14 protein-coding genes and 2 tRNA genes are annotated in these 19,824 nt (G+C 57.1%); 8 read left to right on the top strand and 8 right to left on the bottom strand.

Annotated elements, in window-relative coordinates:
- Positions 1-25: 25 nt before the first annotated feature.
- Positions 26-2,824 (top strand): hypothetical protein, encoded by a 2,799-nt coding sequence (locus QXU72_06555; GenBank protein MEM0494899.1) that lies wholly within the window; start codon positions 26-28, stop codon positions 2,822-2,824.
- Positions 2,825-2,955: 131 nt separating this feature from the next.
- The gene (locus QXU72_06550) at positions 2,956-4,170 is read left to right on the top strand and encodes a hypothetical protein (protein ID MEM0494898.1); all 1,215 of its coding nucleotides are present in this window, start codon (positions 2,956-2,958) and stop codon (positions 4,168-4,170) included.
- On the opposite strand, the gene QXU72_06545 is transcribed toward QXU72_06550, so the two are convergent.
- From QXU72_06545 to QXU72_06530, 4 genes are all read right to left on the bottom strand, one after another.
- Positions 4,162-5,832, bottom strand: a complete 1,671-nt coding sequence (locus QXU72_06545; protein MEM0494897.1) for a glycogen/starch synthase — start codon at positions 5,830-5,832, stop codon at positions 4,162-4,164. The two genes, QXU72_06550 and QXU72_06545, sit on opposite strands and share 9 nt — an antisense overlap.
- A complete protein-coding gene (locus tag QXU72_06540; GenBank protein ID MEM0494896.1) occupies positions 5,829-7,754 on the bottom strand; it encodes an alpha-amylase/4-alpha-glucanotransferase domain-containing protein in 1,926 nt (641 codons plus the stop codon). The genes QXU72_06545 and QXU72_06540 overlap by 4 nt, the downstream gene beginning before the upstream one ends.
- 248 nt (positions 7,755-8,002) lie before the next feature.
- Positions 8,003-8,704, bottom strand: a complete 702-nt coding sequence (locus QXU72_06535) for a hypothetical protein (GenBank protein MEM0494895.1) — start codon at positions 8,702-8,704, stop codon at positions 8,003-8,005.
- Positions 8,704-9,963 (bottom strand): metallophosphoesterase family protein, encoded by a 1,260-nt coding sequence (locus QXU72_06530; GenBank protein MEM0494894.1) that lies wholly within the window; start codon positions 9,961-9,963, stop codon positions 8,704-8,706. The genes QXU72_06535 and QXU72_06530 overlap by 1 nt, the downstream gene beginning before the upstream one ends.
- A gap of 113 nt (positions 9,964-10,076) precedes the next feature.
- On the opposite strand from QXU72_06530, the gene QXU72_06525 reads away from it, so the two are divergent.
- A tRNA-Glu gene (locus QXU72_06525) sits at positions 10,077-10,202 on the top strand.
- 98 nt (positions 10,203-10,300) lie between these two features.
- Positions 10,301-10,433 (top strand) — tRNA-Thr (locus tag QXU72_06520).
- A 52-nt stretch (positions 10,434-10,485) separates the two neighbouring features.
- Here the strand turns inward: QXU72_06520 and QXU72_06515 are convergent.
- The 4 genes from QXU72_06515 to uppS form a co-directional block, all read right to left on the bottom strand.
- Positions 10,486-13,047 carry a hypothetical protein gene (locus tag QXU72_06515; GenBank protein ID MEM0494893.1) on the bottom strand — a complete coding sequence of 854 codons (2,562 nt, stop codon included), beginning with the start codon at positions 13,045-13,047 and terminating at the stop codon, positions 10,486-10,488.
- Positions 13,044-13,475 carry a hypothetical protein gene (locus QXU72_06510; protein ID MEM0494892.1) on the bottom strand — a complete coding sequence of 144 codons (432 nt, stop codon included), beginning with the start codon at positions 13,473-13,475 and terminating at the stop codon, positions 13,044-13,046. The genes QXU72_06515 and QXU72_06510 overlap by 4 nt, the downstream gene beginning before the upstream one ends.
- Positions 13,476-13,753: 278 nt before the next feature.
- Complete coding sequence (locus QXU72_06505) at positions 13,754-14,965, bottom strand: zinc ribbon domain-containing protein (protein ID MEM0494891.1); 1,212 nt, start codon at positions 14,963-14,965, stop codon at positions 13,754-13,756.
- 615 nt (positions 14,966-15,580) lie between these two features.
- A complete protein-coding gene (uppS, locus tag QXU72_06500) occupies positions 15,581-16,378 on the bottom strand; it encodes a polyprenyl diphosphate synthase (protein MEM0494890.1) in 798 nt (265 codons plus the stop codon).
- A gap of 45 nt (positions 16,379-16,423) precedes the next feature.
- Here uppS and deoC point away from each other — a divergent pair, with 45 nt between their 5' ends.
- Genes deoC through QXU72_06480 form a run of 4 tightly spaced genes read left to right on the top strand, consistent with a single transcriptional unit; the run spans position 16,424 to position 19,823 of the window.
- Positions 16,424-17,149 carry a deoxyribose-phosphate aldolase gene (deoC, locus tag QXU72_06495; GenBank protein ID MEM0494889.1) on the top strand — a complete coding sequence of 242 codons (726 nt, stop codon included), beginning with the start codon at positions 16,424-16,426 and terminating at the stop codon, positions 17,147-17,149.
- A 49-nt stretch (positions 17,150-17,198) separates the two neighbouring features.
- Positions 17,199-18,239: a hydroxymethylglutaryl-CoA synthase gene (locus tag QXU72_06490; GenBank protein ID MEM0494888.1), complete on the top strand. Its 1,041-nt coding sequence runs from the start codon at positions 17,199-17,201 to the stop codon at positions 18,237-18,239.
- Complete coding sequence (locus QXU72_06485; protein ID MEM0494887.1) at positions 18,239-19,414, top strand: thiolase domain-containing protein; 1,176 nt, start codon at positions 18,239-18,241, stop codon at positions 19,412-19,414. Before QXU72_06490 ends, QXU72_06485 begins: the two co-directional genes overlap by 1 nt.
- 1 nt (position 19,415) lies before the next feature.
- The gene (locus QXU72_06480; GenBank protein ID MEM0494886.1) at positions 19,416-19,823 is read left to right on the top strand and encodes a Zn-ribbon domain-containing OB-fold protein; all 408 of its coding nucleotides are present in this window, start codon (positions 19,416-19,418) and stop codon (positions 19,821-19,823) included.
- Position 19,824 lies beyond the last annotated feature (1 nt).

Raw genomic sequence — 19,824 nt, 5'->3', positions numbered from 1 at the left:
TGGTTTGCTACACCTCGGGCTCTGGATGAGACTTACCCTCGCCTTAACAACTGCTCTCGTTTTCGCTCTGCTAATGGTGGCGTATGCTATCCCTGATGAGTGGGTTCCTCGAGGAAAACTTACTTTCAACTACACAGTGTTCAGCGCTGTTCTCAGCCCTAGCGGAGACTACCTGGCGGTTGTCTACGGCGATAACTACCGGTCATTCCTCAGCTTGTACGGTAGTGGGCTCGAACCGCTGTGGACCAGGCAGCTAGCCTTCTTCTCCTCCGTCAGATTCGTCGACGATAGCCTTCTCGTTGCTGTCGAGCAGCTCTACGGTAGTGTTCCAAGCTCGAGAGTCACGCTGCTCGACGCGAAAACCGGGAGGGAGAAATACGTGGGCGTAATTAGAGGTGGGGTTAGAAGCCCGGAGATCGTAAAAGCTGTTCTCCTGGGAGACACGCTTTATGTTCTCACAAAGAGGGAGCTGGTAGTCCTGAGCATAGCAACGGCGCAAGAGCCACGCGTGGTACTCGCTTTCGCTAACGCTGGGCTCCAGATGCTGCGCAGCGGCGAGAAGCTGATCGTGCTATCGATAGATACGAACTGCCACATCTGCTTGATGAACAATGAGAGAGCTTTAGTGGTCTTAGAACCTGACGGCATGAGGAAGAGTACACTTTACCACGTTCTCCTAATGGTTAACCTAGGCGAGAAAGCTGCTCTTCTCTCGGATAACGGAACGCTTCTCCAGCTGAGCGTAGGCAACGAAATTTCCTTCTCCCCTCTCTACGCTCTCTCAGTGCCTGCCGGTAGGCTAACAGCCTCAGAGCCTAACTACCGGTTACTGTACTCGCTCACGACAGAGGAGCTTTCAGTGCGGCTTACCGTGGTGGACGCTGCCAAGGGAAGGGTGATCTCGAGCGTTCTACCCCTGCCTTACGAGAAAGGTGACGAGCTGGGGCTGCGGGGCTTTGACGATGGCTCGTTTGTAGTATGGTCTAGGGACACGGTCGTCGTGGGAAACGCTGCGGAGGAGGTAAAGCTGAGGGTGGTGAAACCCGGCTTCGCGGTCACCAGCGTGGATGTACGCGACCGGGTGCTGACCGTAGCAGGTACGAGCGAGGTAATGGTATACGACTTGAAAGCCGAGCCGACGCTACCCCCTCAGATCGCTCTGAACGTTCTGGATGAGCAAGGAGCCCCGGTGAGCAACTACACGGTTATCCTCGACGGGCAGCCCCTCGGGGTTTTCACGGGTAGCTTGCTTATCAACACCTCTTCTGGTCCCCACAGATTGCAGGTGTTAGCACCTGGCTTTCAGCCAGCCGTGCTTGACGCTAACGTGTCGGGTAGGACAAACCTGCTCGTTGTTCTCAAGAGGGTTAGGTTCAAGGTTTCTGTTCAAGCTGAAGAGTTCGATGCACCTCAACCCGAGATCCTGCTTGTGAGGAACTCCTCTGTAGTTGCGAGGGGTGTTGGCGCGCTGGTTGTTCAAGTCCCTCCCGGGTCCTACGAGGTAAGGGTTGTCGGGAGAAGAGCTAATGCCACTAGAACCTTGGACGTACGCGCAGACCTCGAGGTCTTCATCTACCTGGTTCCGTACCCTGTCGAAGTAGCGCAGAACGAATCCAGCGGTAAGGGCGGGGAAAACGCCGTACAGGCCAGCAACCTCACAGTAGTGATTTACGGCTCCGAGACCTGCCCTTCATGCAGGGAGGTGAAGGAGAGGCTTGAGCAAGCTGGGCTCCAGCCCATCTTCAGGGAAATCTCGAACAGAAGCAACCTGGAGACTTACTACCAGCTCTACGAGACTCTGAAAGCAGGGTCTTCTTACGTAATCCCCCTGACGCTCATTTTCCAAGGAAAGTGCCTGGTAGCTGCAGCTGCGGGCGACCCCAGAGACCCTGCCGCCTGGCGGAACCTGCTTTCCGCGCAGTGCGGTGATTCGGCTATGGTGATCCGGGACGATGGAAGCATGGTGAGGGTCCCGGTTAACGCTTCCGAAGTATTCGACATGGTCTTCGGGGGACGTCGGGAAAAAGGCTTGCAAGCTGCGGGCGGAGTTATTCTCGGAGCGGTCTTAGCGCTCGCTGCCGCAGATTCGATAAACCCCTGTACCTTCATGGTTTTCGCGGCGCTGCTCCTATCTGTAGCGGGAATATCGGGGAGAGGGGCTGCTGCTAAAGTAGCTGTTGCGTTCGTCGCTGCAGTTTTTATCAGCTACTTTCTCCTTGGCCTAGGGCTAGTGAACTTCGTTGGCTACTTTTCGTGGGCGCGGTACCTGGTTGGAGCAGCAGCAGTGCTCGCAGGGGGGTACGAAGCCTTTAAAGGCATGAGAGCCACGCACACCACGCTCAGCGGTGTTGCTCGCGCCACCTCCTTTAATCGTGTAGCCAGATTCGTGAGGCGCGCACTCAGCCTGGAACTCTCAGCTTCGAGGCTGGGTGTTGTGTACGTGAGCTTGCAGAGAGCCAGAAGCAGGATCAACGCGGTGGGCCAGAGCTTCCTGGAGAGAGCGCGTAAAGGCAGCGTCGTGGCAGGGGCAGCCGCAGGCGTGCTCGTCAGCTTCACACTGCTTCCATGCAGCAGCGGTCCCTACCTCGTCGCTTCCTACATGCTCTCCGGCCTACCTCTCTCAGTGGCTCTCGCCTACCTTCTGCTCTACAACACCGTCTTCGTGCTACCTCTTATCCTGATAGCCTTCGCAGTCGTCGTGGGGCAGAGGTTCGTCGCGGAGATAGACATCGCAGTCGTTCGGCTGTCGCCTTACAGGAGGTACATTGACTTACTGATCGGGCTAGTCTTAATCGCAGCGGGGATTTACATCCTTCTACACTAGCAGGTGAGAGGCCTACGTCGACGGTTATAGCAGATCTCAGCAGCAAGAGGTGGCTGCGCCGAGGCTTTTTTAGAGGCCCCGTCGAGCTGCGTTTCCTTGGCAGGGGCACATATTTGGCTGTATTCTCGCAAATGCAGCACAGGTACCTGGTTCCGCTGAGAGAAAGAGAAAACTGCCCTGAGAGGTGGGTAGTGCGGGCAGGAGGTAAGGCTCTTTGCGAGGCGGAAATCTGCGGCGACTTCATCGAGGACGTGATTAAGAGCAGGCTTGAAGGGATCAGGACGGAGGTTTTCCACCATCTCGGCGACCAGGTCGATTTCATCAGCACTTTAGCTGAGGGGGCGACGAACCCTCACGCGGTGTACAGGATCGGCGTCGACAAGGTAGTCGTGAAAGGTTACAGGGAGGTGAAAAGCTGGAATCCGGAGCCACTATTCCTGAAGCACCTTTCGGGGAGAGGCCCTGCGCCCAGAATTTACGCGGCTTACAGCTATGGCGAAACACCCCTGGGGATCTTCGTCGAGTTCGTCGAGGGCTACGACCCAGGAGCTTCTATCTACGCAGCCGCCCTCTCCCGCGCTAAGGGGGAAGAGTACAGCGTTCCTTCCAGTGCCGAGGCAGTGGCAAAGGCGCTCGGCGAATTCCATTCTCTAATGCTTGACTGCAAAGACCCCTGGTGCGCCCCCTCGAGTGCAGGTAGGGAAAGCATTGAGAGCTGGATTAAGAGGATTCGCTTCTACTTAGGGATCATAGCTGCTCACGGAGTGAGCGTGGCCAGCCTAGAGAAGCTGGTCGATCGCAGCCTCAAAGAGCTGAAAAGCTTCGAGGGCTCTACCGTGCTGCGCACACACCAGGATTTCCACTTCTCCCAAACGCTGGTAACGCGCGAGAACAGGGTGGTTATAGTCGACTTTGAGGGGGAGCCCGCCAGGCCCGAGTGGGCTAGCAAGGATCTAGAGCCCGCTGTCCGCGACCTGGCTACGCTCACGAGAGCGCTGTCCTACATAGCGTTCCTCTCGATAGCTGAGGTCTTCGAAGGCGATACTAGCAAGGCTCTTCAAGCGTTAAAGAGGGGAGAAGCAGCCGCAAGGAGAGTTAGCGAGTGGAGCGCAGCAGTGACGGAACTCTTGGCTAAGGCTTATGTCGCTGGGGCTCCCAGGAGAGCACTTCCTGCGTATAGCACCGAAGAGGTTCTCCGGCTTACTTTACCGTGGTTCGTGGAAAGAGCTCTTTACGAAACCATGTACGAGTTGGAGTACAGAAGAGAGATGGTAGAAGTAGCCATAAACACTCTCGAGCAGGGGTTACCTCTCCTTCTCCTTCTTGCCGAGCACACCTTAGGTTGAGGCTGTGGACAGTGGTTTTCCCAGACTTCGTAGAGCTTCAAAGTACACGGCCTCCGCCATCCTGGCGGAAGCTTGCCACGTGAAGTGCGTTTCCACACGCTCTATGCAGCTCTTCCTGATGATCTCCCCGGAGTCCGGGTACTCTTCGAGGAGCTCTCTAAGCTTTCGGTCTTCTATCTTCTCGACAAGCATGTCTAGCCGACCTGTCGCGGAGGCTTCCATGAAGGCTGCGAGGTCACGTATCTTCTCTGCCAGTTCGTATGGGTCACCGGGACTCACGAGGAAGCCAGTCCCGGCGTATCCGTGCTCCCTAATATCGAGCACCGTCTCCGCTAAACCGCCCACCCGTGAAGCAACTACAGGGACGCCGGACACCATAGCTTCGAGAGCCATGATGCCGAAAGGTTCACGCCTCGACGGTGCAGCGAAAACATCTGCCGCTAAGTGCGCCAGCCTGTAGACGGAGGGCGCTTGTCCGAAGACTACCCTCACGTTATCCGGATACTCGCGGCTCAAGTCGAGTAGCTGCAGCGAGAGATCCTCGCTACCCCACACAGGTAGGATGAAGAAAACGAAACGCGTAATACCCAGATCCTGGACGACGTGGGGCACAGCTTCCAACAGAAGGTCGAATCCCTTCTGCCTAGACACACGGCCCGTGGTGATCACAAGAGGACCATCGTAAGAAAAGGCTTCAGTTCGGAGATCCTCCCTAAGCGGGGGGGCAGCAGCCTCTCTGAGCTTTCTAGCAGTGCGCTCGTCAGGTACCTTAGGCTCCCCCTCAGGAAGGCTTCCAAGCGCGTATAAGAGGAAGTATTTTCTCAGCAGCATCCTGTTAGGCAGCTGCGCAGCGCCGAAGACCTCTAGCTGCCGACCATGAACCTCAAAGACTTCCTTCTGCAGGTCGCTGTACCGCCAGCTAGTCCCGTTGTAGACAACTCTGGCTTTCCCGGAAAGCTCGCTGCCCATGAAAGGCGCAAGCTCCTCACTCAGGTACGCGTGACTGACAGTTACTACGCGGTGAGCCTCGAGCGCGCCGAGCTTCTCGGCAGCGCCTCCCGAGAGCTGAAGAGCCTCCCTCACTGAAACCCTTCTCTTCGAGCCACCCCAGGTGACTTCGTGCTCCCAGTCCGGCGGGATTCCGGCTTTGCTTAAAAGCTCCTCGCTCAGCCTCCTCCTGACCAGCAGGTGGATGTGGAAAAACAGTGCCGGCTCTCCGCCCCCTTCGAGCGCGCGCCGTAGGGCGAGTAGAGCTGGGACGCTGTGCCAATCATGGAAGTGAACAACGCTGGGCTCGCGCACGCCGAGAAGCTCAGGGTTCTTCACTAGCTCGCCCACTGCTGCCGCGAATTGCACAACTTTGGCCTCTAAAACCTCTTCAGCGTAAACACCTGCGTCCCTCAACGCACCCCCAGAGACAATGAAGAACTTCACGCCTCTCCACTCAAGCTTACCGACCTCTAAGCGCGCGCCAGGGACATTCAGGGTGGCTACGCTCTCCGCTGAGCGCTCGCGCAGCTCTCCGTGAGCAGGCACGATTACAACGGCATCCCAGCCTCTCGCGGCGAGCTCTACTGCCAGGTTCGTCGGGACTTCCGCCAAGCCTCCCACTTTCACAACTGGAACAGCCTCAAAGGTAACCATCCATACCGTCTGGTTCACCAGCGTACTTTCACCTCGGTTTCGAAGCTCTCGCCTGGATCAAGAGGCACATGGTAGTTAAGCACTACTCCTATGCCTTGATAGTGTGACCTGAGACCTTTCTCGGTTCTAGTCCACGTGTATATAGGAGATGCCCACACTTCCCCGTGCTTCGAACTCTCGACCGTGATAGGACGTGTAGCAGGTGACCTCAGGGTGACTGTCCTAGCCCACGGAGAAGCAAACCTCTCGGTAGCCGGCCTCTCGGTCGCCCCCTCGATCTCGTAGGAGGGGATAGCTTCGTAGTCGTAAGGCAGCTTGGGTGAGAGGGAAAGCTCCACGGCAAGAGAGAACTCGGCGAACCTCTTCTCGAGGTTTCTCCACCGGTACTTTACTCGGAGAACACGGCCATCACCCTCCATTGAGAACGACTTCACCACGTGGAGTCTGTGAGGGCTCGCCGGGTCGAACCACACCCTGCCTACGCGGGAGAGAATGACCTCACCACCTACGTGTTCTACCACGTAGCTGGCCAGCGCCAGGTCGCTTATATCTACGAAGGGAGTGTTGTCGATCCAGTCGTCGAGCCTTGTGCCTCGACGCCACACGTGCTCCCTGAAGGATACTCTCCTATACCAGTCGGGCGCAGGCCCTCTGTCGCCGAGGTAGGGTTCACGGTAGCGGCTCATAGTGTTGACTAGGTTGAACTCCATACCCTCCTCCTTGATGTCCAGCTCGAAGAGCGTCCCCCCGTCGCTCGGTTTGATAAACGCGCTAGCTAGGGGAGCCTCTACGATCAACTCTCCTCTACCGTCCATGTCGATATCTAGCTCTCTCACCTGTAGGCGATCCGCCAAGTAGTGCTCCCCCTTCTCCTCAGCTATCCTCTCAGCGCGTATAAGGTGCTCGTACACTGCTTGCCTGAGGATAGGAATGTAGACGCCACCGAAGAGGCCGTGCCAGAAAGCGTCGTTGCACTGAGCTAGGTAGTACTCTTCCCAGGCTTCGGCTGGCGCTTTAAGCCGCTCGAGCTTTGACCTAGTATAAAGCATTCTCTTATGCATGTTGTTCGACTCGGAGTACTTCTTGAGGAAGTTGGGGAAGTAGCCCCCGCTCCACTCTATCATCTTATCGTAGCTCCACGGGCCCAGGTACGCTAAACCTGCGTAGCCGAACCTCCTCAGGTACTCTGAAGGAGTGATGACCTCTATGTCCTCTGCCGTCCTGAGGTAATAGAAGAAGAGGGACAGCCAATGCTCCGCCTGCGTCCTGTCCCACCACTCGCCGAACTTCTCCGCGTCACTGCCCCAGAGAACGTACTCGCCTCTCGCGGACGAGTAGCTCCTGATGTAGCTCAGCACCTCCTGGTGGCTCCGCCAGGGGAGAATGTACCTTATGGTCGCGTCGATAAAAACCACGCCTACACGCCTCCCGCTGTACTCGGTGAGGAAAGCTCTGTGCACTTCTTCCTTCGAGAGGCCGGACCTGTAGCCAACCTCATCGTCCAGGACGACGTACCGGTAGCCTGCTTCAGCGAGCTGAAGAGGGAGGGTGGGATCCCACACCCTCTCAGGGAGCCAAGCCCCCTCAACTCTCGTCTCGAAAACTTCTTCGACAAGCTGCTTGCCACGCTTCAGCTGCTCTAGCCTGTCCTCCAGCGGTAGGAGGGGTAGTGGGCTCTCCGAGTACGTGCCACCCAGGACTTCAAAACGGCTCGCCTTGACGAGCTCTCTTAATCTCTCGAGAAAGCTCGGGTACTTCCTCTTCCAGTACATCAGAAGCGGGCCGCTGAAGTGTAGCGTGAGCTTCTGATCCCTCTGCTTCTCCAGCAGGTTGAGGAGCATCTCGTACGAGTTTCTCTGTATCCGATCAAGCACGGAAAGGTACTGCCCGGTCGGCTGGTGGAAATGAAGAATGAAGATGAAGAGACTCTTACGGTTCACGAAAAGAAGTGGGAACTTTCCGTGAAAAATATTGCGCTAGCCTACGCAGAGTGGACGAAGAGTACCGTACAAATCCTGGACAGCGCGAGCCACAGCTTACAGCAACCGGTACAGACTCTTCCCCGGCTAATTTACCTCGGAACAGTTGAGCAGCAAAAGCTAGAGCTGAGCCGCCGAGCGGGGCTGTAGGTCAGAAATTTCACCCAGTGAAGGCGCAAAAGTTCACCTTAAGCGAACAACGGGGGAAGTCAGCGTGAGCTCACTGGGCAGAAGGGTGGTGCTCCCAGAAGAAATGCTGCCAGCGTCACTACCGGTGGAATGGTCAAGTTATCCTCGACGGAGAAATACTCCGCCACGACAGCCGCTAAAGAGAGAAGCAAGCACTTTACCGCCGGTACACCGAGAGAGAGCAGCACAGCAAAGTACATCCCAAAAGCTACGAGGTCGCCGGTGAAGGATTTACCGCGTCTGAGCAGTAGGTTGGACAAGGATGCAGCCGGGTCCACGACAGCTAACGCAGCTAATCCGTAGAGGGCATGGCACGGTGAGAGAAGTAGGCTTATCACTCCCCCAGTCATCCCGTAGAAGAGCCCCACGTAGCCTTCCCTCCTCTCGTAATCTCTCTCCAGAAGCTCTACCTGCTGCCCGATGAACTCTACTAGCCCGATGAAAGCCTCCTCAATCGCCTTCAGGGGCATCTTCTTCTGAAGCTCCTGTATCCCGGAAATACGCTGCTCGAGACTCTCCCTGAAGCTTGAAAGCCTCGATAGGAAAACAGATCTTTTCGCCGCGGTTGAGCTCAGAAGAGCAGCTGCAAGCAACCCCAGCGCATAGTACGAGTAAATATCGAGGGGGGCCGGCAGCGGCAAGAAGAAGGGAGCCATTAGGATTAGCGAGAGAAGAAGGTGCACTGCCTTCCTGTAGACTTCGCGCTTGACTTCCGCCACCATCAAAGCGCCCCTAGGGAGTAAGTTAATGGGGTGAAGCCCGCTCTCAGCAGTATCTGAGGCAGTTCCGGGTTGGCTAGGAGAGCATCCTCGCTGAAGAGAATGTACTCGTCGACTGTCATGCTACTACCCTCTCGAACCTTCCAGAGCACGTGCGCTCTCTTATCGGAGGAGAAAACTTTCATCAGTGCGCACAACCTCTCGCCCCCTTCTGCCGGATTGCAGGCAAACAAGTACTCGCTGAAAGGAGTCAAGGAGCCGCCCCTTCCGGCTCTGTAGTACTCGAGCACTTTATCTTTAGGTATCTCCATCACTCTGGCACCATCGGCCTGGAGAAGGTTCTTAACATTTCGGAGAATCATAAGGTCTAGAAAGTCCTCAAAAGCTGCTTTATCGCCGATCGTGTGAACAGGTATGTAGAGGTCTTTTTGAAGCAGAAGATTACCACTCGAGGAATCCGTGAGCTTAAGCACGTACCTGCTCCGCGCACCTTGAAGCTTTACAACCTTAACCTCAGCCTTGTTCGCGCACTTTCTGCACATAGACCACTTTTCAGGAATGTGCACTATCCTGCCGCACCCAGCACACTTCTTCCAAACACCGTTGATGAATCTCCACTCTACTCGGACTCCCGCGCTGCTTACATCAATTATCGCGTAGTTTCCCATAGGCTCCCCGTTCTTGGCTAGCCTGTCGAGCCTGGCGACGTTAACATACTTAACACCGTTTAGCTCAATTTCTAAGCCGCCAAAGCTATGGCTATGTCCGAATATGTGGACAAGAGGCTTGTACTTGTCAACCAGGTAGTTGATTTCGGGGATTCCCGCGTGAAGAGAGTGCTTATAGCTGTCGATCAGCTTCCCCTTATCCAGGATGCTGAAAGGAGGGTAGTGGGTGACGAGAACAGAGCTCCTCGCTCCCGCCGGGAAGTCGTGGGGTTCCGCGCGTCTTCCATGCCCTACGAGCAGCACATCCCCGAAGATCACGGGCCCCGTCTGGTCAAGGTCGTAAACCCTCTGGCACCCGCACTCGCCCTCTACGTCCCAGTTGCCCTTTACGTAGTAAACATTCTTCCCGAGACCTTCAGCTAGTGCCCTGAGAACTCTGCACATGCTGCCGGGGCGCTGAGGATTACCTATGTCACCAGCAGCAACTATGATGTCGTAGCTAACGTTGTCCTTCTTAACCCAGTTGAGAAAGCTTTGAACGATATCCTCCTTGCCGTGAACGTCCGAGAGAGCCAGTATTCTCAGGCGACCCAACCTCTACCACCGCTCGCCACGTGCTGACAGACTTCAGCAACCACCACGTCTTATAAGGCGAGCGGTTACCGAGCAGCGAAAGCTAAATATTGCTGGATTCTAGAAGCACCCGAGCCCCGGTCGTCTAGCCCGGTCAGCCTGCGCGAGGGCCGCCAGGATATCGGCCTCTCGAGCCGAAGAGCCTCCAGCCTGCGGCGGGGGCGTGGACATCCCGGGTTCAAATCCCGGCCGGGGCACCACTGCTCGATACGGTTTTTGTAAGCCATCCTCCACTCCTAGCGGCCGCCGGCAGTGCAGGGGTAAAACAAATAAGGTTGTAGAGAGTGTACCTCTGCCGGCCCCGGTAGCTCAGCGGGTGGAGCGTCGGCCTTGTAAGGGCTAGCCGCGTAAGGGTTCGAGAAAGCCGAAGAGCCTCAGGGGAAGCATCTGGGGCGCGGAGGTCCCGGGTTCAAATCCCGGCCGGGGCTCCAAGAGTTTTCGCGCAAAAGTTGGGAGCTCTAGCTACCTCACCCGCGCGGCGTGTTAAAAGACAACCTCGTTCTCATCATGCTCCTTGGCGGCCTCCAGCGGCCACGTTAAGGGGTCAAGAGCAGCACTACGTAAGCTAGGCTCGATGCTATGAAGAGCAGCAGTATAAGCAGAGAGATAGCTTTCTTCCTGCTCCTCCGCGCCACCTCGACCACCGAGAGCCAGTGAGACTACAGTAAGAGCCAGCCCCACAATAAAAAGCATTGCTGGGTAGCTCTCGGCCGGCATCACGCGAGATAATAGCTCGATGAGGATGCTGCTGTAGCTGTTGTTCGCTAGCCCCAGAGTCGCGTTGAGCTCTCCTCTAGCCCCGACCCCCTTAAACACTACTCGTCCCTCGCTCAGAACAAGCACCGTCGGGTAGCTCGCCACGCCGATAAAGTCCCTGATACTTGAGGGGGCCCAGCCAACAGGCCAGGTAACGTTATTCTCCCTTACATAGTAGCTGAGGGCCCTGGCGTCGTCGATCCTCGAAACTGTCAGGGAGAAAACGCTCACGTTACCCCATGCGGCAATCTGCCTCAAGGCCGGGAGGAGATACTTACAGCCGCTGCACTGCGTGTAGAATAGCTCGACAACTACAGCTCTCCCGTAGCTGAGAGACACGAGGTCCACCCTGCTGCCATTAAGCAGGTCTACGATCAAGCCTTCCACACTCGTGTTCAAGCTCTCACTGCTTATCGTGCTCTCGCGCAGGAACCTGGTCAGCGAGCCGATGCTCACAGCTTTCTCGCTCGCTAGGCTTCCGCACTCAATGATGAGCGAGAAGTTTCTTTCACCATCGAGCACCAGCGTAGGCGTGACGTTGGCTCTGCAGGGAGGCAAGACTCGCAGCGTGTACTCGCCGGGCCTCAAGTGCAGAACCTCGCTCTGGTTGACCCTGTACTCTCTTTCCCCGATCCTCACAACCGCGCTTCCTCCTCCAGCAACGGTCAATGTAAGGGTAGAGAGCTTGGGCTTAAGACGGATGACGAAACTCTGGTTACCACCCGTAACCGTAAGATTTTGCCGCAAAGTCAAGTAGCCAGGCGCCGTAGCTTCGATGGTGTAGCTGCCCAGCGGGACGCGTAGGCGGACTGCGCCTGAAGCATTTGTCGCAGCATTCAGATTGACAGGTCCCTTGATGTCTAGAGCGGCACCTGGTATACGAACTGCCGAGTCTCCGTCCTCTTCGACAACAATCAGCAGGGTAGCTGTTGGGACTTCTTTCTTCTTCAGCACAGCTGTAACGTTAACATAAAGACCGTTCACATCCAGCTCAGTGCTCCACTCGCTGAAGTACTGCGCTTCTACCTTCACGGCACAGCCTCCCAGAGGCACCTCGAAGACGGCGTAGCCGTCCGGGCCGGTGACCTTTGTCGCAGATACCCTCCGGCACAGCACGGTGACGGTTGCATTAGCAATGGGTTTCCCGCTCTCCTCTACTGTTCGCACAAGCAGCTTAGCGGTGGACGCGAGGAAGACGCCAAGGATCCTCCTGCCCGGGTACAGAGCTACAGCTGAGTTGGCATCGCCAAGCACCATGCTCGGAGGCGAGGGAGGGAAACTCCAGCTGATCTCGTAAGTTAGCACAGGCTCTAGCTTGGCGCGCAGCATGTACACCTGCACCTGGGGGATGGAGAAAACCACGACGTAGCCGCTTAGAGCAGCTACGAGGGACCGCGGGGGAACCGTACCCAGCGATCGGCAATCCAGGTTAGGTGAACAAGCAAAGAGCTCGTCCCTCTCGGTCACCAGGAAAACCTGGTTCCCGTCGGACACAGCCTGCCTGACTGGCTGGAACTTCGCCGATGAGGAGACCTCTAAGCTCGGGAGGGAGAGGGCTAGCAGCGTGTTATCCTCCGCTCTCTGGAGAAGCAGATAGTTCCCGACGATAACCTTAAACCTGGTAAGCCCCGTCTGCCTCCTGGCAACTTTCTGAACCTGCGGTCCAAACCTGTAGACCTCGATCATGTTGTCTGTTAGCTGGCATATGTGGCATGAGGTGTTGATGTCCTCTACGATGAAGAACTCCTCCCAGCGGTCTAGTGAGAAGGCGTACACGAGGGGGTCAGAGGAGCTGTAATCCCTCTCGAAGACTCTTACACGCCGAGCGAGATCCACGACCACCAGCTTATCTTGGGTATAGCCCTGCACCCGGTGCCTCACGGTTAGCGCAAGGTACCTACCATCGCTGGAGAGTACAGCCCTCGTTACCTCTATCTCGCCCTGCAAAAGAAGGTTGAACGACGCTACTTGTGAGAGGTTGGTTGGGTTTACCGTGAGAAGATTCCCAAAAGACCCCACGAAGAGGAGAGAGCTACCTGCGCGGAGAATCTGCGAGAAGCTCATGCCGAGGAAGTTCCCCCTAGCCGTGATCTCACCGCCGGAAGCATTTACGAGCAAGCACTCTCCGGTTGAAAGACATGCTACGTAACCTGCGCCCGAGTAAGCTAGCACCTGAACGTCAGCAGGCAGATCCCGCTGGTAAACAACAGGCACGTAGGGCGAAGATACCGCTACCTCAGCTACAGCTATCAGGATGAAGGAAACTAGGAGGAACCAAGAAGCCCTCATTCTATCTCCTTCAGCAGTATCCTCATCGGAATGCCGTTCAGGGTCTGGACCAGTATCGTGATGCCCTCCGCGCCCGTGAGATCAACAGAGCTGCTGAGGCGCTGAAGAACCTCCCTGATCCTCCCCAAAGCCTCCAAAGTCTCCCTCTGTGACTCAAGCGTCTCCTCAAGGACCGCGAGCTCGTCTACCGCCCTCGCGTTGATCACCACTTTAAGCCCCATGTAATCAACCTCGTTTAACGTCGGAAGCTTCTCACCCAAGAGATCCTCCAGCACGCGCTCGAGCGCACGCATCCTCTCGGCTCTCGCGTGCACACTCTCGTATCTTCGCTGAAGAGCTGACAAGGACTCGCTCAACGAAGCAATCTGCGAGTCTAAGTACTTCAGGAGCTCTTCGAAGCTATTGAACTGCAGCAAGTTGTAGGACATTCCAACCCTGGAAACCCTGCGCACTGTTTAATAAAAAAAGTAACGCATACGCGCACTCAGGGGTTCTCGGGCCTGTGGCCCTTGGGCCTTCCCGACTCGGGCCCCTCTTCATCGGGGCCCATGTCACCGGCCATGAGGCCCCGCTGGGGGTAACCCCTCCCCGCGGCGGAACCGCGGGGGAAACCCCCGAGGGCCGCTTTCCGCGGCCCGGTTGGCCCCGGGGGCGGCTGGAGGCTGGAGCTGGGTCTCTGGCGGTTCCGCGCCGAAGCTGTGCTTCCTCACAGCTTGACCTCTATCTTCAGCTCTGGGAGCCCCCAGAAGCGCGGCGGCAGCTCTGCCTTGAGGCCGAGCTTCTTCACCGCCCGCAGCCACACGTTGACGGCGGCTAAGCGCTGCCGGTCCATGGTCAGCCCGCATCTCTTGCAGTGGAAGGTTTTGCCGGGGTCCTCCCTCGAGACCCAGCCGCACCTCGGGCACGTCCTTGACGTGTTGCGGGCTGAGACGCGGACGGTGGGAGCTTTCTCCGCCACCTTCCGCTGTATTGTGAGCCAGGGCGCCCTCCCGTTCCTCTTCCTCGCGGCTTTCGGCATTTCTTTGCTGACCAGCTTCTCCTTGTCTAAGTCCTCGAAGGCGAAGATCGCGCCGGGGAACCGCTCTGCCAGCTGCTTCGCCAGCTTTTTCACGAAGTCGCGCTCCCTGTCGCGGAGCCTCCTCCAGTACTTCTCCGCGAGCCCTTCTTTCCCGGCGCTCTGCAGCCTCGAGATAATCTCCTCGTACCGCTCCTTCATCTTGACCAGCGGCTCTATGTTAACGGTGTAGAAGCGCTGCCCGTCGAAGCCGTTAAGACTGAACTCGTTGCAGTCCCAGCCCACGACCACAGAGGCTGCCGCAGCGTCGACAGCCTTCTCGAAGACTAAGATGACGCTATCGTCCTTAAGCACAGGCTCCCCCAGCTCCCATCCCTCGACCCGCTCCTCGAACCACGCCCCAGCCCAGCTCACCGCCACGTACTCGCCCGGCCGGAGCGTGACCCGGATGGCTTTGCGCTCGTAGTCCACCCTCACCAGCGTGCCCTTCACCCTGGCGAAGCGCTTTGCAACCCTCGGCCTCTTCTTCCTTGCCCTGCCCGCGAGGTACCTCTTCCGCCAAGCCCGCATGATAGCGGAAGCGGAGCGGATCACGCTATCCACCCAGTGCGCGGCGTAGGGGCAGCTCTCCACCAGCCTCCTCCTCAGCTGCCGCTGAAACTCCGCCGACTCGGGCAGCACCGGGACCTTGAAACGGCCATACTTCTCCAGGTGCCTCGGGTCGCCCCTCCACTCGACGCTCTCCCAGATAGCCTCGAGAGCCTTATCCAGGCTGCGCTGGTACCAGGTCAGCAGCTCCCCCACCGGCCGCCGAGCCCCTTCCGGCACTGGAACCCTGTACGCCCTCACAAGCACCCGGAGGCCAGCAGGGGCCTTGCTCTGCTTGCTCACGCTGACCTCCATCCACCCCCAGCTTCACTTGCCCAAACCCTATTTATGGCCGCAAGGGATGCGGGGGCAACGCCCCGGGAGAATGGTGCCGGCGCTTGAGGGAAGGCTGGCTCGCCCTCTACATGGCTTTCGCCACGGGGTGAGTGGTGTGGAGGAGCTGGCGAGCGGCGGGGAGCATGAGGGAGCTGGGGGCGAGGCGGAAGGGGTTGAGCTTCGACGAGGAGCTCAACAAGGCCCTCGAGGAAGCGCTCACCCCCTAGATGCTGCCCACTCCGCGCGGAGGTTTTCACTCCACGCTCTCCGGGTTGCAGCTGCCTGTTCCCCGCCGCATACCCACCCCTCCACGTTTCCCTATAGGGAAGGAATTCACTGTGACCGCTAGCAGGAGTGCTTGAGTGTTGCTGCTAGACGGTTGAAGGTGGAAGCTGGAGCTTCCCATTCAAGGTGGGGGGCCATGAACCTCGAGAGGTTGCACCGAGGAGCGCGCTCGAACTAAACCCGACTTTTTACCCTGCTATATATTTTTGCTGAGGCAGGTGCGTGAGGCACTGAGCTGAGGTGCTGACGAAGTTGACATGGTCGTTAACATCTCGCTCGTTAAGTCAGGTAGATTGAACGAGGCTCTGGTCAGGCGCCGCGACGCCTCTGGCGCTGCTGGTAGAGCCTGACGGCCCTGAGAAGATCAATCTTCCGGAAGTCGGGCCAGTAGACATCTAGGAATATCAGCTCCGAGTAGGCTATCTGCCAGAGTAGGAAATTGCTGATCCTCATCTCCCCGCTTGTCCTTATCACCAGATCCGGCTCGGGATACGGCTGATCACCCGTGTAGAGGTACCGCTCGAAAACCTCTTCGGTGATATCGCTCACCTCAAGCCTGCCTTCCTTCACATCGCTCGCCACTCTTCTCACAGCATCCACGATCTCCCGACGGCCCCCGTAAGCCAGAGCTATGTTCAGGAAACGCTCGCTATACAGCTTCGTCTTCTCCTCCAGCTTCTCTATCTTTGCGACGATGCTCGGAGGGAGCAGAGACCTGTCGCCGATGAATCTCACCCTCGCTTTCCACCTAGCTACGTCCTCTGAATCGAGAAGGCTATCGAGCTTCTCCGAGAGTAGGTTGAAGATGTTCTCCAGCTCCTCCCTGCTCCTTCTCGCGAGGTTCTCCGTCGAGAGAACGTAGAGCGTCACTGTCCTGACTCCGAGATCGTAGCACCACTTGAGCACGTCCTCCACTACCATGGCTCCATACCTGTGGCCGAGAATAGGCGGCAGGCCACGCTCCCTAGCCCAGCGCCTGTTCCCATCCATAATTATCGCTACGTGGGCAGGTACGAGACCCTTCTTTACTTCAGACTCTAGTAGGCGCTCGTAGAGCTTGTACAACCCTAGCAGCCGAGCAGCCCTTCTCCAAAGGGGCTTCGACACGTAACACTCGCCAAGCATTTCAAGAAGTCTTTGAAATCATTTTTGATGCAAGCGATGCTCATCCCTGATCGGCTGAGGAGGTTAGAGGAACAGCCCGAGATCGTAAAGAGCTTAATCGATCACACGAATCTGCGCCCAGACGCCACTTATGAGGAACTCGCGAGAACCTGTGAGGAGGCTGTTAAGAATGAGCTATTCGGGTGCTGCATCCCCCTCTTCTTCGTCAGCAAGGCTAGAGAGATAACCCGCGATAAAGTGAAAGTAGTGACAGTTGTCGGATTCCCCCACGGCAATGCGCCTACGCGGCTGAAAGTGGAGGAGGCGAGGTACGCTATGGAGTCCGGTGCCGACGAAGTTGACATGGTCGTTAACATCTCGCTCGTCAAGTCAGGTAGATTGAACGAGGCTCTGGAAGAGGTTAAGCAAGTGTTGGAATTGGTTCACGCCTACGGTGGCGTACTGAAAGTTATCGAGGAAACGGGCTACCTCGCGGATGCTGAAATAGTGGAACTGACTAAGGAGTTGGCAAGAGCCGGTGTCGACTTCGTTAAAACTTCCACCGGCTTTGGGCCCCGAGGAGCCTCCTTTGAGGATATGCTCGCGATGAGGAAGGGTATCGAAGGCAGTTCGACAAGAATTAAGGCAGCAGGAGGTATCAGAACGGGGCTCCAGGCTCTGCTCTTCTACGCAATGGGGGCTGACAGGATAGGGACGAGCAGTGGCGTGAAGGTAGTAAACGAGGCAATTCGACTACTGTCTAAAAAAGGATAGCTGATTGTAGAAAGGGTTTTATATCTGATCACTATTTTCCCGATCTCGCATGAAGTATTTAGCGTCGATCCTAGGGTATGGTGCGTACATACCCCGGTTCAGAATCGAGGCAAAGGAAATTTCGCGAGTCCACACGGGAGGTGCTGAGCGAGCACCTGTCAGGCAGAAGAGCGTGCCCGGGCCCGACGAGGACTCTTTGACGATTGCTTACGAAGCTGCCCGCTACGCGCTACGGAGAGCTGGCATCGATCCCTCGCTTGTCGAAGCCCTTTACGTGGGCTCCGAGAGCCCGCCTTACGCTGTTAAACCTTCCGCGACAGTAATAGCCGAGGCTCTGGGCTTCTCGAGAAAGCTGTACGGTATTGACATGGAGTTTGCCTGCAAGGCAGGTACGACAGCTTTAATCAGCGTCGCAGGGCTGATTGGAGCTGGAGTAATCAAGTACGGGATGGCCATCGGTACGGACACCGCTCAAGGCAGCCCGGGCGACGAACTAGAGTACACCGCCGCTGCTGGTGCGGCAGCATACCTCCTGGGGCCGGCGACCGAGAAAGCAGCAGCGTACATCGAACACGTGTACTCCTACGTTACTGACACCCCGGACTTCTGGAGGAGGGAAGGGCAAAAATACCCGGTACACACATTCAGGTTCACAGGCGAACCAGCGTACTTCCACCACATCGTCAGTGCCGCAAAGGGTCTTATGGAGGAGACAGGGCTCAGCCCGAAAGACTTCAAGTACGTAGTTTTCCACCAGCCTAACGTAAAGTTCCCGCAGAGAGTAGCTGAGATGCTCGGTTTCTCCCAGGAGCAGCTGAAGCCCGGCTTGCTTTCGGGAGATATCGGCAATACTTACGCTGCCGCTTCGCTCATAGGACTGGCAAGCACGCTCGACGTGGCGGCTCCTGGCGACAGGATCCTGGTGGTCTCCTTTGGGAGCGGGGCTGGGAGCGATGCGATTTCTCTAGTCGTCGGCAATTGTATCGAAGAAGTGCGCAGCAGGGCCCCCACGGTCGCAAAGCTGGTGGCGAGAGCAAAAATCGTGGACTACGCGATTTACCTAAAGTATCGCGGCATGATCGAGAGGTGATGAGAGTGGGGAGGGTTTTCATCGCGGGAGCAGGCGCTACGAGCGTAGACGAGCACTGGCACAAGTCGCTGAGAGACCTTATGAGAGAAGCTTCGCTTCAGGCCATCAACGACGCTGGGATCGAAAAAAAGGAAATTCAGGCAATCTACGTCAGCAACATGTCTTCGGGCTACCTTCAAGGTCAGGAGCACCTCGGCTCTCTCCTGGCCACCTGGCTCGGGATACCGGGGGTGGCTGCAGTGAAGGTGGAGGCGGCTTGCGGTAGCGGAGGAGCAGCACTTCACCAGGCGTACCTAGCGGTAAAGTCAGGAGTCTACGACTGCGTTTTGGTGACAGGTGTCGAGAAGATGACCGACGCGGTAACTAGCGATGTGACGAGCGCGCTCGTGATGGCTGAGGACCAGGAGTACGTGGCTTTCGCCGGCTTCTCCTTCGTGGCTCTCAACGCCCTGGTATACCGGTACTACATGAAGAAGTACGGGGCCAGGCAGGAGGATATAGCTCTCTTCGCCGTGCATGATCACAAGTACGCTGCGAACAACCCCCTCGCGCAACACCAGCGGCCCATAACCCTAGATGAGGTGCTCAGGTCACCGATAGTCGCTGACCCCATCCACCTGCTGGAGAGCGCCCCTATCGGCGATGGGAGCGCTGCGCTTGTGCTGTGCTCCGAGGAGAAGGCTGCCAAGCTAGAAAACAGGGATGTTCTCCTCGAGCTGGCGGGAAGCGCTGTCTCCACGGATGTGTTCAGCATCCACGATCGCGAAGACCCCACAACTATCACTGCAACCGTTAAGGCCGTTCGCAAGGCGCTCGGCATGGCTTCCCTCGAGATAAAGGATGTAGACCTCTTGGAAGTGCACGATGCTTTCACGGTGCTGGGGGTGATACACCTAGAGGATCTTGGTTTCGCGAAGAAAGGCGAGGGATGGCGCCTCTTGAAAGAGGGCCAGCTCGAGAAGGATGGAGACATACCCACAAACACTATGGGGGGCCTGAAAGCCCGCGGCCACCCTGTCGGCGCCACGGGCATATACCAGGTTTACGACATCGTGGTGCAGCTGAGAGGCGAGGCGGGCCCGAACCAGGTCCCGAACCCCGAGGTGGGTCTTGCGCAGAACGTTGGAGGTGTTGGAGGCACTGTTGCCGTGAGTGTGATTAAGCGGGTGAGGTAGAATGGCTTTCATGAGAAGTGTCCCGAGGGTTTGGCGCGAGCGCCTCAAGAAGTACCGGCTGATTAAAGGACAGTGCAGGAAGTGCGGGAAGAGCTTCTATCCCTATCGTGAATCCTGCCCGGCGTGCGGATCTGATGAGGTGGAGAGCGTGAAGCTCCCCGAAAGAGGGTTCGTGGAAGTATTCTCAGTTGTCCGGAACCCCCCAGCGGAATTCGCGGATAAAGCACCTTACGTCGTAGCGCTCGTTAGGCTCGACGACGGCACGCTAGTGCCAGCCCAGATAACAGACGTGGCACCAGAGGAAGTCTACGAAGGCATGCGTGTTGAAGCTACTTTGAGAAAGTACCGCGAGCAGGGAGAGAAGGGTATAATAGAGTACGGCATTAAGTTCAGGCCTGTGATAGATTAAG

This window comes from Thermofilum sp. (genome assembly GCA_038741495.1).
Classification (GTDB): domain Archaea; phylum Thermoproteota; class Thermoprotei; order Thermofilales; family Thermofilaceae; genus Thermofilum.
The sequence above is the reverse complement of the archived record's forward strand: the minus strand, read 5'-3'. Positions and strand labels throughout refer to the sequence as shown.